Origin of the sequence: Leclercia sp., from assembly GCF_036780805.1 — a bacterium.
In the GTDB taxonomy this organism is placed as follows: Bacteria; Pseudomonadota; Gammaproteobacteria; order Enterobacterales; family Enterobacteriaceae; genus Enterobacter.
In genome coordinates this window covers 65890-80483 of record NZ_DAIQCE010000006.1, presented here as the reverse complement: position 1 = coordinate 80483, position 14594 = coordinate 65890, and the positions used below count along the sequence as shown (strand labels likewise).

The following is a 14594-nucleotide window of genomic DNA, read 5'->3' as shown; positions in this document are numbered from 1 at the left end:
GCCGTTTGCCCTCCGCGTCAGCGGGGGGCTTATTATCAGGCAGGACGCCTTGTTAAGCCGCCGGGGGACAGGACGTTCATCCAATTGTTGTCTTCGGGAGTGGGAAATGAAGCCTTTTCTGCGCTGGTGTTTCGTTGCGACAGCTTTGACGCTGGCAGGATGCAGCAACTCTGCCTGGCGTAAAAGTGAAGTCCTCGCAGTGCCACTGCAACCGACTTTGCAGCAGGAAGTGATTCTGGCACGCATGGAACAAATTCTTGCCAGTCGGGCTTTAACCGATGACGAACGCGCACAGCTTTTATATGAGCGCGGAGTGTTGTATGATAGTCTCGGTCTGAGGGCACTGGCGCGAAATGATTTTTCACAAGCGTTGGCGATCCGACCGGATATGCCTGAAGTATTCAACTACTTAGGCATTTATTTAACGCAGGCAGGCAATTTTGATGCTGCCTATGAAGCGTTTGATTCTGTACTTGAGCTTGATCCAACTTACAACTACGCGCACTTGAATCGCGGAATCGCCCTGTATTACGGCGGTCGTGACAAGTTAGCGCAAGATGATCTGCTGGCGTTTTATCAAGACGATCCTAACGACCCTTTCCGTAGCCTGTGGCTTTACCTTGTCGAGCAGAAGCTCGATGCGAAGCAGGCCAAAGACGCGTTAAAGCAACGCTTCGACAAATCGGACAAGGCACAGTGGGGATGGAATATTGTCGAGTTCTACCTGGGCGACATCAGCGAAGCAACGCTGATGGAAAGGCTTAAGGCAGACGCAACGGATAACACCTCGCTCGCTGAGCATCTCAGTGAAACCAACTTCTATTTAGGTAAGTACTACCTAAGTCTGGGGGATATGGACAGCGCCACGGCACTGTTCAAATTAGCGGTTGCTAATAACGTTCACAACTACGTTGAGCACCGTTATGCATTGTTGGAATTATCGCTCTTGGGCCAGGAGCATGACGACCTGGCAGAATCGGACCAGCAATAGCTGACGACATAACATCAGCCCGTAATCTTTTTGATTGCCATCATCTTAACGGGTGAGGGCGTTGTTGTTCGTCAATACACCTACTTTGAGCCGGTTCACACTTTCAATGAAAATTACCGAAAATTTTCACGATGAGTTATGTAGACTGGCCGCCATTAATATCGAGGCACTTGTACTACATGGCTGAATTCGAAACCACTTTTGCAGATCTGGGCCTGAAGGCTCCTATCCTTGAATCCCTTAACGATCTGGGTTACGAAAAACCATCTCCGATCCAGGCAGAATGTATCCCACATCTGCTCGCGGGTCGTGACGTGCTGGGCATGGCCCAGACTGGTAGCGGTAAAACTGCAGCGTTCTCGCTGCCGCTGCTGAACAACATCGATCCGGACCTGCGTGCACCGCAGATCCTCGTCCTCGCTCCGACCCGTGAACTGGCTGTTCAGGTTGCGGAAGCGATGACTGAATTCTCTAAACATATGCGCGGCGTAAACGTGGTTGCCCTTTACGGCGGCCAGCGTTATGACGTGCAGTTACGCGCCCTGCGTCAGGGTCCACAGATCGTCGTCGGTACCCCGGGTCGTCTGCTGGATCACCTGAAACGCGGTACGCTGGATCTCTCAAAACTGAGCGGTCTGGTACTGGATGAAGCTGACGAAATGCTCCGCATGGGCTTCATCGAAGACGTAGAAACCATTATGGCGCAGATCCCGGAAGGTCATCAGACCGCTCTGTTCTCTGCAACCATGCCAGAAGCGATCCGTCGTATTACCCGTCGCTTCATGAAGGATCCGCAGGAAGTGCGTATCCAGTCCAGCGTCACTACTCGCCCGGACATCAGCCAGAGCTACTGGTCTGTCTACGGCATGCGTAAAAATGAAGCGCTGGTTCGTTTCCTGGAAGCAGAAGATTTTGATGCGGCGATCATCTTCGTTCGTACCAAAAACGCGACCCTGGAAGTGGCTGAAGCGCTGGAACGTAGCGGCTACAACAGCGCCGCGCTGAACGGCGACATGAACCAGGCCCTGCGTGAGCAGACTCTGGAACGTCTGAAAGACGGTCGTCTGGATATCCTGATTGCAACCGACGTGGCAGCACGTGGTCTGGACGTTGAGCGTATCAGCCTGGTTGTTAACTATGACATCCCGATGGACTCCGAGTCTTACGTTCACCGTATCGGCCGTACCGGTCGTGCAGGTCGTGCGGGCCGTGCGCTGCTGTTCGTTGAGAACCGCGAGCGTCGTCTGCTGCGTAACATCGAACGCACCATGAAGCTGACCATTCCAGAAGCCGACCTGCCTAACGCAGATCTGCTGGGCAAACGCCGCCTGGAGAAATTCGCCGCGAAAGTACAGCAGCAGCTGGAAAGCAGCGATCTGGATCAGTACCGTGCGCTGCTGGCGCAGATCCAGCCGACCGCTGAAGGCGAAGAGCTGGATATGGAAACGCTGGCTGCCGCTCTGCTGAAGATGGCTCAGGGTGAACGTTCTCTGATCGTGCCACCTGATGCACCGATGCGTCCTAAGCGTGAATTCCGTGACCGTGACGATCGTTTCGAACGTCGTGGCGACCGTAATGACCGCAACGACCGTGGCCCACGTGGCGACCGTCCAGAGCGTGGTGGTGAAGACCGTCCACGTCGCGAACGTCGTGACGCTGGCGAAATGGAACTGTACCGCATTGAAGTGGGCCGTGATGATGGTGTTGAAGTTCGTCATATCGTTGGCGCGATCGCTAACGAAGGCGACATCAGCAGCCGTTACATCGGTAACATCAAGCTGTTCGGTACCCACTCCACTATCGAGCTGCCAAAAGGTATGCCGGGCGACGTGCTGCAGCACTTTACCCGTACCCGCATCCTGAACAAGCCGATGAACATGCAGCTGCTGGGTGATGCTCAGCCGCGTCCGGACCGTGGTCCGCGTCGTGAGGGCGATCGTCCTGCTGGCCGTGGCTTCGGTGGCGGTGAGCGTCGTGAAGGCGGTCGTGGTCCTCGTCGTGAAGGCGCTGCACCAGGTGCAGGTCGTTTCAGCGGTGAGCGTCGTGAAAGCCGTGGCCCACGTCGCGAAGATGGCGGTGCACCTACCCGTCGTCGTGACGCGTAAGCCTTACGCTTCAGTCGTAAAGTAATATATACAGCCCCGATAGCGATATCGGGGCTTTTTTTATTCCCTTTGTACTATTGTACTGGTACAGTGCAGCACATTAAGATGCAGGTCCCAAATTATTGACTGGAGAATAGGCTGTATGGCGACACTAACCACCACCCAAACGTCACCCTCACTGCTCGGCGGTGTGGTGATCATCGGCGGTACCATCATTGGCGCAGGGATGTTCTCCCTGCCGGTGGTGATGTCCGGGGCGTGGTTCTTCTGGTCGCTGGCGGCGCTGGTCTTCACCTGGTTCTGTATGCTGCACTCCGGCCTGATGATCCTTGAAGCTAACCTCAACTACCGCATTGGTTCGAGCTTCGACACCATTACCCGCGACCTGCTCGGCAAACGCTGGAACATCATCAACGGCATCTCCATTGCCTTTGTGCTCTATATCCTGACGTATGCCTATATCTCGGCGAGCGGTTCGATTCTGCATCACACCTTTGCGGAGATGTCGCTGGACGTTCCACCGCGGCTGGCAGGGTTGTGCTTCGCGCTGGGCGTGGCGTTTATCGTCTGGATGAGCACCAAAGCGGTCAGCCGGATGACGGCCATTGTGCTGGGTGCCAAGGTTATTACCTTCTTCCTGACCTTCGGCAGCCTGCTGGGGCACGTCACGCCTGCTACGCTGTTTAACGTGGCGGAGAGCAACACCTCGTACTCGCCGTATCTGCTGATGACCCTGCCGTTCTGTCTGGCGTCGTTTGGCTATCACGGCAACGTCCCGAGCCTGATGAAGTATTACGGCAAAGATCCGCGGACCATCACCCGCTGCCTGGTCTACGGCACGCTGCTGGCGCTGGGGCTGTATGCGATCTGGCTGCTGGGGACGATGGGCAACATTCCGCGTCCGGAATTCATCGGCATCGCGCAGAAGGGCGGTAACATTGATGTGCTGGTGCAGGCCCTGAGTGGGGTGCTGAACAGCCGCAGCCTGGATCTGCTGTTGGTGATCTTCTCCAACTTTGCCGTAGCGAGTTCGTTCCTCGGCGTGACTCTGGGTCTGTTTGACTATCTGGCCGATCTTTGTGGTTTTGATGATTCGGCGCTGGGTCGTCTGAAAACCGCGCTGCTGACCTTCCTGCCGCCGGTAATCGGTGGCCTGTTGTGGCCGAACGGTTTCCTGTATGCCATTGGCTATGCAGGGCTGGCGGCAACCATCTGGGCGGCGATTGTACCGGCACTGCTGGCGCGTAAATCACGTAAACGCTTCGGCAGCCCAAAATTCCGCGTCTGGGGCGGCAAGCCGATGATTGCGCTGATTCTGGTGTTCGGGATTGGCAACGCGCTGGTGCACGTGCTGTCGAGCTTTAATCTGCTGCCTGTTTACCATTAAACCGTGCGGCCTGATCCCCTCACCCCGCCCCTCTCCCGAAGGGAGAGGGAGAAAACCGTAGGCCGGATAAGGCGAAGCCGCCATCCGGCAAAAAACTACCCCACCAACTCTTCTTTCACCTGCATCGCCAGATCGAACGAATGCAGCCGCGCCTGGTGATCGAAAATCTGCCCGTTCACCATGATCTCATCGGCCTGGGTTTCACGCAGCACTGCTTCCAGCCCGTGACGTACTTTCGTCTTATCCCCCACCAGCGACATGCTCAGCGCCTGCTGGACGCCATACTGCTCTGAAGCGGACCACAGCTGATGCATATTCTCCACCGGCGGCGGCAGTTGCCCCGTTTCGCCGCGGCGCAGCTTCATAAACGCCTGCTGCATGGAGGTAAACAGGAATTCCGCGTCGCGATTGCTGTCGGCGGCAATGATGTTGATACACACCATCGCGTACGGTTTTTCCAGCCGCGCGGAGGGTTTGAAGTTCGTGCGATAGAGATGCAGCGCCTGATGCAGCATATCCGGTGCAAAATGCGACGCGAAGGCAAACGGCAGACCCAACTGGGCAGCCAGTTGAGCACTGTACAGGCTGGAGCCCAACAGCCAGACCGGGATCTGCTCGCCATAGCCCGGCACCGGACGCACCTGCGGGTTCGGATCCTGGGCGTCGAACCAGTCCACCAGCTCCGCCACATCGCGCGGGAAGTTATCGATATCACCACTCATGTGACGGCGCAGCGCGCGCATGGTCGGCTGATCGCTGCCCGGCGCACGGCCCAGCCCCAGATCGATGCGGCCAGGGTAAAGGGTGTTCAGGGTGCCAAACTGCTCGGCAATCACCAGCGGGGAGTGGTTCGGCAGCATTACGCCACCCGAGCCTAAATGCAGGGTGGAGGTGTTGGCCGCCAGATAGCCGAGCAGCACCGAGGTGGCCGCGCTGGCGATCCCGACCATATTGTGGTGCTCCGCCAGCCAGTAGCGATGATAGCCGCGCTGTTCAGCCAGACGGGCGAGATCCAGAGAGTGGGTAAAGGCAACGCGTGCCGAGGAGCCTTCAGGGATCGGTGCCAGGTCCAGCACCGAAAACGGAATGGATTTAACAGTCATAACAGCTCACTTTGTCGACGGTGAATCTTTTAATAGTGCATTAAAAATGAATACACGTTGTTAACAAAGTGAGCTTTTTTTAAACCTGCAACTCCAGCCCCGCCAGACGTCGCCAGTAGCCGTTGCACTCGCTGTTGGCGGTAAGCGGCAGCGGGGCTGCGCCATTCTCGTTGGCGCGGAAGGCGTCAATCATCGCGAACACGCTGTTATCCAGCGGCGACAGACGCACCATATCCACCAGACCCTGCATCGAGGCCAGCTCGTTGCCGAGGTTGTAAACATAACCGCTCATGGTCTGAATACCGTTCAGGACAAACACCTGCTGATTCTCCTGCGACAGCACGCTGCGCCCGTTCGGGTATTTGATGCAGCAGGTTTCGCACTCGTCTTTCGGCAGGTTCTCGGAGCGGGCGGTAAAGCAGCGGGCGGAGTACGCCAGCGGCAGATGGCCATAGCTCAGCACCTCCACCTCAAACTGATTGCGGATCCTCAGCTCGTCGCACTGCGCCAGCACGTTAACCAGCCAGTCGCGGGACAGCTCCACCGGCATACACCAGCGCGTCATGCCCTGTTTAAGAAGCAGGCGCAGGGTAACGGCGTTGTAGCAGTTCAGCGCATGCCCGGCGACAAACGGCAGTTTGCGCTCGGCGCACAGATTTACCACGCCTAAATCGCTGGCTTCCAGCAGGAACTCGCCGTTATCGACGTAGCGCTTCAGCTCGTTCAGCTCTGACGAAGCCTGTACCAGCGCCAGGGTGGAGAGCACCACCTGCTTGCCGCTGTCGGCCAGGCTTTTCGCCATATCCAGCCAGTCGCCCACCTTGGTGGCGCGACGCTTACTGCATACCGCCTCACCCAGATAGATCACGTCGGCCTGGCTGGTTGCCGCCTGCTGATAAAACGTTTCCAGCGTCTCTTTTGACCAGTAGTAGAGCACCGGTCCTAATGAATATTTCATGCGTTATCTCACTGCCATTTACGGTGATACGCGCCCAGCGTGGTCTGGGTACCTTCGGACATGGCGCCCAGGGTCTCCATCCATGCCGGCTGCGGGGCATATTGCTTCGGATCCGCCATGCAGCGATCGATCGCCTGACGCCATACTTTTGCCACCTGGCTGACGTACGCCGGGCTGCGCTGACGGCCTTCGATTTTCACCGAAGCGATATTGGCGGCCAGCAGCTCCGGCAGTAGCTCCAGCGTGTTGAGGCTGGTGGGCTCCTCCAGCGCATGGTAGCGTTCGCCATCCACCAGATAGCGGCCTTTACACAGCGTCGGATAGCCGGCGTTCTCATCGTCCTGATAGCGGTCGATCAGCACCTCGTTCAGACGCGACTCCAGCCCCTGCGGCGTTTGCTGCCAGCGCACGAAGCGGGCCGGAGAGCAAGCGCCCACGGTATTGGGGGACTCACCGGTTAGGTAGGAGGAGAGATAGCAGCGTCCTTCAGCCATAATGCACAGGCTGCCAAAAGCAAAAACTTCCAGCGGAACTGGCGTGACGCGCGCCAGTTGCTTAACCTGATGAATAGAAAGCACACGCGGCAGCACCACGCGCGCCACGTCGAAGTTGCGGTGGTAAAAGCGAATGGCCTCTTCGTTGGTGGCCGAAGCCTGAACCGAGACATGGCGCTCAATATGGGGATAGCGTTCGGCGGCATACTCCAGCATGGCGAGGTCGGCAAGGATCAGCGCGTCAGCGCCAAGCTGTGCCGCCATATCCACCGCATGCTGCCAGCGTTGATAGCCGTCGGGGTGGGCAAAAGTATTGATGGCGATATGCAGCTTGCGGCGGTGCTGATGCACGAAGCTCACCGCTTCCTGCAGCTTTTTCTCGGTAAAATTGAGACCAGCGAAGTGACGGGCATTGGTATCGTCCTTCAGCCCGATATAGACCGCATCGGCGCCGTTTTCGATGGCCGCCTTAAGCGCCGGTAAATTTCCGGCAGGGCAGAGCAGCTCCATAATTTATCCTGTCGTTTGCAGCCCCAGAGAGATGCAAAATTGTTATCGAACAGCGATTTTAATTAACCACCCGGCGACAATTTTTGATTTAAGGCAGCTAATGGCGTATTGATGGCACCAATAATGGATTACGCCGGACGTCAGTTTGTTGATTTACGCCGCTATACCAACGACTGGATATGGCAAAATATCAGGACTATAGATATCAGGGAGTAATGCTCGTGCTGGATAAACTGCGTTCACGTCTCGTACAATTTGGCCCATCGCTGCTGAGCGTGCCGGTGAAGCTGGCACCCTTTGCGCTGAAGCGCCAGGTGCTGGAGCAGGTATTAAGCTGGCAGTTCCGCCAGGCGCTGGCGGAGGGCGAGCTGGAGTTTCTGGAAGGGCGCTGGTTAAGTATCGAGGTGCGTGACATCGGCCTGCGCTGGTACACCTCCGTCGAAAATGAACAGCTGGTGGTACGCGAATCCGCGCAGGCAGATGTCAGCTTTAGCGCGGATGCCAGCGATCTGCTGATGATCGCGGCGCGTAAGCAGGATCCCGACACGCTCTTTTTCCAGCGCCGTCTGGTGATTGAAGGTGATACCGAGTTAGGTCTGTATGTCAAAAACCTGATGGACGCCATTGAGCTGGAACAGATGCCGAAGCCGCTGCGCGTGTCGCTGCTGCAGCTGGCCGATTTTGTCGAGGCGGGTCTGAAAACTCCGCCTGAAAGTAAACACACTTCTGTAGGTGAGCCATGTTGATTCGAGTAGAGATTGGGATCGATGCGCCGGGTATCGATGCCTTATTACGCCGGACCTTCGAAGGGGACGGTGAGGCGCAACTGGTTCAGGACCTTCGTGAAGATGGCCTGATTACCCTGGGCCTGGTGGCTACCGACGACGAGGGTCAGGTTGTGGGCTACGTCGCCTTTAGCCCGGTCACCGTGCAGGGCGAAGAGCTGCAGTGGGTCGGCATGGCACCGCTGGCGGTGGATGAAAACTACCGCGGACAAGGCCTGGCGCGTCAGCTGGTCTACGAAGGGTTGGATTCGCTCAATGAGTTTGGCTATGCCGCGGTGGTCACGCTCGGCGATCCGGCGTTCTACAGCCGTTTAGGCTTCGAGAAAGCGGCACATTACGATCTGCGCTGCCGCTGGCCGGGTACCGAATCGGCTTTCCAGCTGCACCCTCTGGCGGATGATGCGCTTAACGGCGTCAGCGGCCTGGTCGAATACCACGACCACTTCAATCGCTTTTAATCAGCGGCGTTTGCAGGCTCTCGCGTAGCGCCTCAAACGTTCCATCTCCGCTGACGAGGCGCTCTTTCTGGCGCTTCGTCAGCTGTTTGATCCGGTACTCCATCCGCAGCGCCAGCGATCGATCCCCTACGACGGCGGAAAACGCCAGCGTCAGCTCCCCTTTGCCGCGTAACGCTTTCGCCCCTTTTCCGGTTTGATGTTGCAGGAAGCGGCGCGGGACATCGGTCGTGATGCCCGTATAGAGCGCATTATCAGCGGTTCGAACAAGATAGAGAAACCAGCACACGGCGAAAGATTCAGTATGTTAAGGTGAACGCACCTTAGCACGAGAGAGAAGCGAAATGGAAACTCTGGCCGCCATCAACCGCTGGCTGGCGAAGCAGCACGTCGTCACCTGGTGCGTTCACCAGGACGATGATCTGTGGTGCGCAAATGCCTTTTACTATTACGACCCGCAGCGCGTGGCCTTTTACGTCTTAAGCGAAGATAAAACCCGTCATGCCCAGATGAGTGGCAGGCAGGCCAAAGTGGCGGGCACCGTCAACGGGCAGCCGAAAACCGTGGCGTTGATCCGCGGATTACAGTTTAAAGGGGAAATTCGTCGTCTGGAGGGGGAGGAAAGCGACGCGATGCGCAAGCATTACATTCGCCGCTTTCCGGTTGCCGCCGCCATGCCAGCTCCCGTTTGGGAGATCCGTCTGGATGAACTCAAGTTCACTGACAACACGTTAGGCTTTGGCAAAAAACATCACTGGTTACGCGCCGAGTAAGCGCAGTGCCTCACGGTTAAAGGCGATAAGATCTTCCGGCGTCCGGCTGGTGACCAGCTGATCCTTATCGACTACCACCTCCTGATCGTGAAAATCCGCCCCGGCGTTTTTCAGATCGATGGCGATCGATTTCACGCCGGTCAATTTGCGACCACGCACCACCTCGGCGCTGATCAGCAGCTGCGGGCCGTGGCAAATGGCGAAGACCGGTTTACCAGACGCGACAAAATCTTTGGTAAAGGTCACAAAGCGCGAGTCGCTGCGCAGCGAGTCCGGGGAGTGGCCGCCTGGCAGCAGCAGAGCATCAAAGTCTGCGGGCCGCACCTCGTCGATGGCCTTATCAATAGCAACGCTGGCCTCGCCTTTATGGCCTTTCACCGTTTTTCCCGCCTGTTTTTCGATCGTAATCACCTCATGCCCCGCTTTGCGAAACGCCTCGGCAGGCGAGGTGAATTCTGAATCTTCAAACTCGTCGGTGATCAAGACTGCAATTTTCTTGCTCATGCTTCCTCCGTTGTTTTGGCTTCAGACAGCTTTTTCTTCGCTTGTGGTAGATACTTAGCGATGAGACTACTAAGTGTGGTCGAGGGATATGAAATCGCATACGGACTAATCTGCAAAGGAGGGGTCATGAGTCAGGTTTTAATTACCGGCGCAACCGGTCTGGTGGGCGGGCACCTGCTGCGTATGCTTATTCAGGAGCGGAAGGTCAACTATATCGCCGCCCCGACGCGTCGCCCGCTGGGCGATATCGAGGGGGTATTTAATCCGCACGATCCGCAGCTGACCGATGCCCTGGCACAGGTTCAGGATCCGGTGGATACCGTATTTTGCTGCCTGGGCACCACGCGGCGTGAGGCTGGCAGCAAAGAGGCTTTTATCCATGCCGACTACACCCTGGTGGTAGACACGGCTCTGACCGGTAAACGACTCGGGGCGAAGCATCTGCTGGTGGTCAGCGCGATGGGTGCCAACGCGCACTCGCCGTTTTTCTACAACAAGGTGAAAGGCAAAATGGAAGAGGCCCTGATCGCCCAGAAGTGGGAGCGGCTGACCATCGTACGTCCGTCAATGCTGCTGGGGGAGCGGGAGAAGCATCGCTTCAGCGAATCGCTGTTTGCGCCGCTGTTTAGCCTGCTGCCGGGCAACCTGAAGTCGATAGACGCGCGGGACGTGGCGCAGGTGATGCTGCAGCAGGCGCTGGGTGCGTCACCGGCTGGCGTCAATATTATTCCGTCAGCGAAGCTCAGGGAGATGGCGCAAGGCGAGGGGTAATCGCCCTCTGCCAATGGCAGAGGGCAGGAGAGAGCTACTTCAGGTAGGTAAAGGCGGTGGTGACGTGCTTCACGCCGCTCACCCGGCTGGCGATATCCGCTGCCGCTTTCCCTTCACGATCGGTCACCAGGCCGAGCAGGAACACTTCCCCGTTTTCGGTGGTTACTTTCACGTTAGAGGATTTCACCTGATCGCTGCCCAGCAGCTGGGAGCGCACTTTGGTGGTGATCCAGGTGTCATTGGATGCATCGCCCAGACCAATTGGCTGGCCCTGACGCACTTCGTTAAACACCTCGGTGGTCCCTTCTACGCCCATGGCGATCTGCTTCGCACGGGCGGCGAGTTCGGTGTTCGGCGCCTGGCCTGCCAGCAGGACTTTGCCCTGATAAGCGGTGACGTTGATGCGCGCTTCTTTCTTGATCTGTTGGTCTTTGGACAGGGCGCTGTTCACGCGCAGCTCCAGGGTGCCGTCATCAACCTGTGTGCCCACGGTACGCGGGTCAGTCGCGGCTTTAGTGCTTACGGCGGCGGTACCCACTACCGCTGCAGCCACACATCCCTGAAGCAGCAGCGCAGAAATAAGGACTGCGAGGGGCGAAAATGCCTTCATGTATACTCCTTAATCATCCTGGTGAGGGAAAAGCGTGTTATCGATCAGATCGCATAAACAGTTCACCGTCAGCATGTGCATCTCCTGAATGCGCGCGCTGCGGTGGGAAGGAATGCGGATCTCAACATCATGAGGACCTAACAGCCCCGCCAGCTCGCCGCCATCGTAGCCGGTCAGGGCGACGATGGTCATATCGCGCGTGACGGCAGCTTCAACGGCCTTGACGATGTCGCGGCTGTTGCCGCGCGTAGAGATGGCCAGCAGCACATCGCCGGCATGCCCTAACGCACGTACCTGTTTGGCATAGATCTCATCATGAAGACGATCGTTGGCAATCGCCGTTAAGACCACGTTATCGGTATTAAGTGCAATGGCAGGTAAACTGGGGCGCTCTGTCTCAAAACGATTGATCATACTGGCAGCAAAATGCTGTGCGTTGGCGGCCGAGGTGCCGTTGCCACAACAGAGGATTTTGTTGCCGTTAAGCAGGGATTGCACCAGCGTCATCGCCGCACGGGAGATGGCGTCCGGCAGCGCTTCTGCCGCTGCGATCTGAGTCTGAATGCTTTCGGTGAAGCACACCTTAATTCTTTCGAGCACGGTATCCCTTAACGATCTGATTTACGCATCTGCGCCGAAGGCGTTTTTGAACCATTCGATGGCGTTTCCGGTGAAGGCTACCACATCGAACCGGCAATCCACAGTATCAAAGCTGCCATTATGCCGGGCAAGCCACAACTGGGCGGTGAGTAATAATTTTTGTTGCTTGGCCCGGGTCACGCTGGCAGCGGCCCCGCCATAGCGGGATGTCTGACGGTAGCGCACCTCGATGAAGACGAGGGTCGGGCCGTCCTGCATGATAAGGTCAATTTCACCGCCGCGTGCGCGAACGTTCGCGGCGATAAAGCGCAGTCCTTTGCGCTCAAGCCAGCGACGCGCCTGAAGCTCGCGCGCGTCGCCGGTCTGTTTGCGGGTTAACTGGCCGGAACGATCTGTCCCTGCTGGTATTTGAGCCATGATAACTTCCTGTTAATCACGCAGTCCTGAGTGGCGGTCAGATCGCCGGTATTGCCGCTAATTTCAAAGCCTGGCACCTGGCGCATCTGGGTGAAGTGATTTGCCAGCGTCCAGGCGTCCACGCCCATGGCATACAGACGCGCCAGCGAGTAGTCGTTACGTACGCTGCTCAGCGCCTGCTGCATCAGCGCCGGGTTGCTGCCCGCCAGCATCGGGATCTCGCTGTACTGCAGGCCTTCCATTTCGAGACGGAAGTCCGGGCCGGCGGTGCCCTGCGCGCTGCGCGAGCTGGCATACAGCGACACGCCAGCCTGGCTGCCGTTACGCATGGCGATCATCGGTTTGATAAAGCCGATCTCTTCCGGGGTGGCGACGATGTACGCCGCATCGACGTTACCGCCGCCGCCGATCTGCGCGTCCGTTGGCGGGGCCGGGATGGTCAGGCCGCCGATGGTCACGCCCTGCTGCTGTGGCAGGCTGGAGGTGACCGGGCTACCGGTCAGGGCAATGCCCGATCCGCCGTTAACGCCCGCGCGCAGTTCAGCGCTGGAGCCAAACTTCTGCTGCAATACGATGCCACCGCCGAGCTGTTGCCACTCCTGGGCAAAGGCGGTAGCGACACGATCCCCCAGCTGGCTGCGTGGGATCAGCAGCAGAGGAGCCTGCTTACCTTGCTCGTGAATATGACGGGCGGCATCGCGGGCTTCGTCTTCCGGCGACAGGGCGAAGTAGCAGACGTTCGGGCGATTCTGCACCTGCTCCGGCTGGTTCAGGGCCAGCACGTTCAGCGTGGTGTTGCTCTTCATCAGCTCTTCTACGTTATTTTTCAGCAGCGGGCCGACCACGATGCTGGCACCATCCTGCTGAACCTGATTCAGTACCTGGTCGAGTGGCTGGGCGCTGGTGTCATACACCTTCACCTCGGCGGCCGGGTTGGCGATGGCCGTGGCCTGAGGCGCTTGCGCGGTGGCAGGAGCCTGCGCCGGATCCTGCGCAGTGCTATCCGGTGCGGCGACAGGTTGCGTGGTGCTATCCGGTGCAGCGACAGGTTGCGTGGTTTCAGGCGCCTGAACCGGGTCCTGCATTGTGCCTTCCTGCACGGCGACAGGCTGAGCCGTGGTCAGGTCATTGGTTTCAGCGCTGGACGGGCTCACTACGTCACCGGCGTTAGCCGCCTGGGCGACCTGGGCAGGAACAGCGCTACCCGTAACGGTTGCCGTGCCATTTCTCGCTGCATCAAAACCCTGCTGGATAGCGCGGCCAAAGACGGCGGCCTGGCCATCCAGCGGCAGCAGCAGGGCGATTTTGCTGGTGGAGGCTGGCTTGAAGTTCTGCACATTGACCAGCTGCGTTGGCAGCATGGTCGCCCCCGGGTTGTTCGGGTAGCGGGTCTGCCAGTCTTTGATCCCGGCTTTCAGCATGTTTGGATCGTTGCGGTTATCGAACCAGACGCGCTGCAGATCCAGCCAGCCCTGCAGGACATTTTCGTCGGCGTTGATCACCAGCGCATTAGCTTGATCAGGATTCATGGCGGAGAGCGTCTGCCAGGTGGCGTCGATATTTTTCTGTTTTTCAGCGGCGGCGAGCAGCGGCTCCTGGGCAATCAGCGCCCGCAGCAGCGTCAGGGAAGGACGGCCCTGTTCCGCGGCGATACCGGCCTGCCAGAAACGCGCCTGCTGGTTTTTATCCAGCGTGCTGATGTCGATATTGCCGAGGATCTTCTTCGCACCGGCAACGTCGTTCTGCGCGATTTTCAGTTCAGCGGCCAGCAGCGACTGCTCGCGGCGCTGGGTGTCGCTCAGGTTCTGTGGCAACTGGTTAAACAGCTCGGAGGCCCGCTGGGTTTTACCCTCTTTCAGCAGTGCACGAATGGCGAGTAATTGCCAGTTGATCCGGGTATCATCTGAGCTCTGCTCCATCTGGTGCAGATAAAAGCCGGAGTCGGCCTGCGCTGCACCCTCCATATGGGCAGCACTTTGATCGGGCGCCTGAGTACCGCAGCCAGCAAAGATCAGGGCTGCCAGCACCAGCGGAAGGCTGCGCGTGACTTTATTCTGAAGAAACGTTAAGGGTACCATACTGTATCCAGTGATATTTTTTACGCAATGCTCAATATTAAATCGGCAATACG

16 protein-coding genes and 1 pseudogene are annotated in these 14594 nt (G+C 57.8%); 8 read left to right on the top strand and 9 right to left on the bottom strand.

What is annotated here, in order from left to right:
• Positions 1 to 106: 106 nt before the first annotated feature.
• From nlpI to mtr, 4 genes are all read left to right on the top strand, one after another.
• On the top strand, positions 107 to 991 hold the full coding sequence (nlpI, locus tag V7Q49_RS15620) for a lipoprotein NlpI (protein ID WP_333853383.1): 885 nt from the start codon (positions 107 to 109) through the stop codon (positions 989 to 991).
• A gap of 106 nt (positions 992 to 1097) precedes the next feature.
• Complete coding sequence (yrbN, locus tag V7Q49_RS15615) at positions 1098 to 1178, top strand: protein YrbN (protein WP_098946273.1); 81 nt, start codon at positions 1098 to 1100, stop codon at positions 1176 to 1178.
• Positions 1171 to 3096, top strand: coding sequence for a DEAD/DEAH family ATP-dependent RNA helicase (locus tag V7Q49_RS15610; protein WP_333853381.1), 1926 nt, complete (start codon positions 1171 to 1173; stop codon positions 3094 to 3096). Before yrbN ends, V7Q49_RS15610 begins: the two co-directional genes overlap by 8 nt.
• 142 nt (positions 3097 to 3238) lie before the next feature.
• The gene (gene mtr, locus V7Q49_RS15605) at positions 3239 to 4483 is read left to right on the top strand and encodes a tryptophan permease (RefSeq protein ID WP_333853380.1); all 1245 of its coding nucleotides are present in this window, start codon (positions 3239 to 3241) and stop codon (positions 4481 to 4483) included.
• A 95-nt stretch (positions 4484 to 4578) separates the two neighbouring features.
• On the opposite strand, the gene V7Q49_RS15600 is transcribed toward mtr, so the two are convergent.
• The 3 genes from V7Q49_RS15600 to ubiU all read right to left on the bottom strand — a co-directional run bounded on the left by V7Q49_RS15600 (position 4579) and on the right by ubiU (position 7548).
• Positions 4579 to 5586, bottom strand: coding sequence for a luciferase-like monooxygenase (locus V7Q49_RS15600; protein WP_333853379.1), 1008 nt, complete (start codon positions 5584 to 5586; stop codon positions 4579 to 4581).
• A gap of 79 nt (positions 5587 to 5665) precedes the next feature.
• Positions 5666 to 6544 (bottom strand): U32 family peptidase, encoded by an 879-nt coding sequence (locus tag V7Q49_RS15595; protein WP_333853377.1) that lies wholly within the window; start codon positions 6542 to 6544, stop codon positions 5666 to 5668.
• A gap of 8 nt (positions 6545 to 6552) precedes the next feature.
• The gene (ubiU, locus tag V7Q49_RS15590) at positions 6553 to 7548 is read right to left on the bottom strand and encodes a ubiquinone anaerobic biosynthesis protein UbiU (protein WP_333853375.1); all 996 of its coding nucleotides are present in this window, start codon (positions 7546 to 7548) and stop codon (positions 6553 to 6555) included.
• Between the two features lie 221 nt (positions 7549 to 7769).
• Between ubiU and ubiT the strand changes: the two genes are divergently transcribed.
• Together ubiT and V7Q49_RS15580 are read left to right on the top strand one after the other, a co-directional pair.
• Positions 7770 to 8294, top strand: a complete 525-nt coding sequence (gene ubiT / locus V7Q49_RS15585) for a ubiquinone anaerobic biosynthesis accessory factor UbiT (RefSeq protein WP_333853372.1) — start codon at positions 7770 to 7772, stop codon at positions 8292 to 8294.
• Complete coding sequence (locus V7Q49_RS15580; RefSeq protein ID WP_106994800.1) at positions 8288 to 8791, top strand: GNAT family N-acetyltransferase; 504 nt, start codon at positions 8288 to 8290, stop codon at positions 8789 to 8791. Before ubiT ends, V7Q49_RS15580 begins: the two co-directional genes overlap by 7 nt.
• Here V7Q49_RS15580 and V7Q49_RS15575 read toward each other — a convergent pair.
• Positions 8778 to 9118 (bottom strand): annotated as a pseudogene (locus tag V7Q49_RS15575) (GIY-YIG nuclease family protein). The gene V7Q49_RS15580 and the pseudogene V7Q49_RS15575 overlap by 14 nt on opposite strands.
• Positions 9119 to 9132: 14 nt before the next feature.
• Here V7Q49_RS15575 and V7Q49_RS15570 point away from each other — a divergent pair.
• The gene (locus V7Q49_RS15570) at positions 9133 to 9561 is read left to right on the top strand and encodes a YhbP family protein (RefSeq protein WP_333853370.1); all 429 of its coding nucleotides are present in this window, start codon (positions 9133 to 9135) and stop codon (positions 9559 to 9561) included.
• Here V7Q49_RS15570 and V7Q49_RS15565 read toward each other — a convergent pair.
• Positions 9547 to 10065, bottom strand: coding sequence for a type 1 glutamine amidotransferase domain-containing protein (locus V7Q49_RS15565; RefSeq protein WP_333853368.1), 519 nt, complete (start codon positions 10063 to 10065; stop codon positions 9547 to 9549). The genes V7Q49_RS15570 and V7Q49_RS15565 overlap by 15 nt on opposite strands.
• Before the next feature lie 126 nt (positions 10066 to 10191).
• On the opposite strand from V7Q49_RS15565, the gene V7Q49_RS15560 reads away from it, so the two are divergent.
• On the top strand, positions 10192 to 10836 hold the full coding sequence (locus tag V7Q49_RS15560) for an NAD(P)H-binding protein (RefSeq protein ID WP_333853366.1): 645 nt from the start codon (positions 10192 to 10194) through the stop codon (positions 10834 to 10836).
• Positions 10837 to 10870: 34 nt separating this feature from the next.
• Here the strand turns inward: V7Q49_RS15560 and dolP are convergent, their stop codons facing one another.
• The 4 genes from dolP to V7Q49_RS15540 are packed head-to-tail and all read right to left on the bottom strand — an operon-like array spanning position 10871 to position 14541.
• Entirely contained in the window at positions 10871 to 11446 is a 576-nt protein-coding gene (dolP, locus tag V7Q49_RS15555; RefSeq protein ID WP_333853364.1) for a division/outer membrane stress-associated lipid-binding lipoprotein, read from the bottom strand.
• A 9-nt stretch (positions 11447 to 11455) separates the two neighbouring features.
• The gene (diaA, locus tag V7Q49_RS15550) at positions 11456 to 12046 is read right to left on the bottom strand and encodes a DnaA initiator-associating protein DiaA (RefSeq protein ID WP_032614385.1); all 591 of its coding nucleotides are present in this window, start codon (positions 12044 to 12046) and stop codon (positions 11456 to 11458) included.
• Between the two features lie 21 nt (positions 12047 to 12067).
• Positions 12068 to 12463 carry a YraN family protein gene (locus V7Q49_RS15545; RefSeq protein WP_333853362.1) on the bottom strand — a complete coding sequence of 132 codons (396 nt, stop codon included), beginning with the start codon at positions 12461 to 12463 and terminating at the stop codon, positions 12068 to 12070.
• Positions 12421 to 14541: a penicillin-binding protein activator gene (locus V7Q49_RS15540; protein ID WP_333853359.1), complete on the bottom strand. Its 2121-nt coding sequence runs from the start codon at positions 14539 to 14541 to the stop codon at positions 12421 to 12423. The genes V7Q49_RS15545 and V7Q49_RS15540 overlap by 43 nt, the downstream gene beginning before the upstream one ends.
• Between the last annotated feature and the right edge of the window lie 53 nt (positions 14542 to 14594).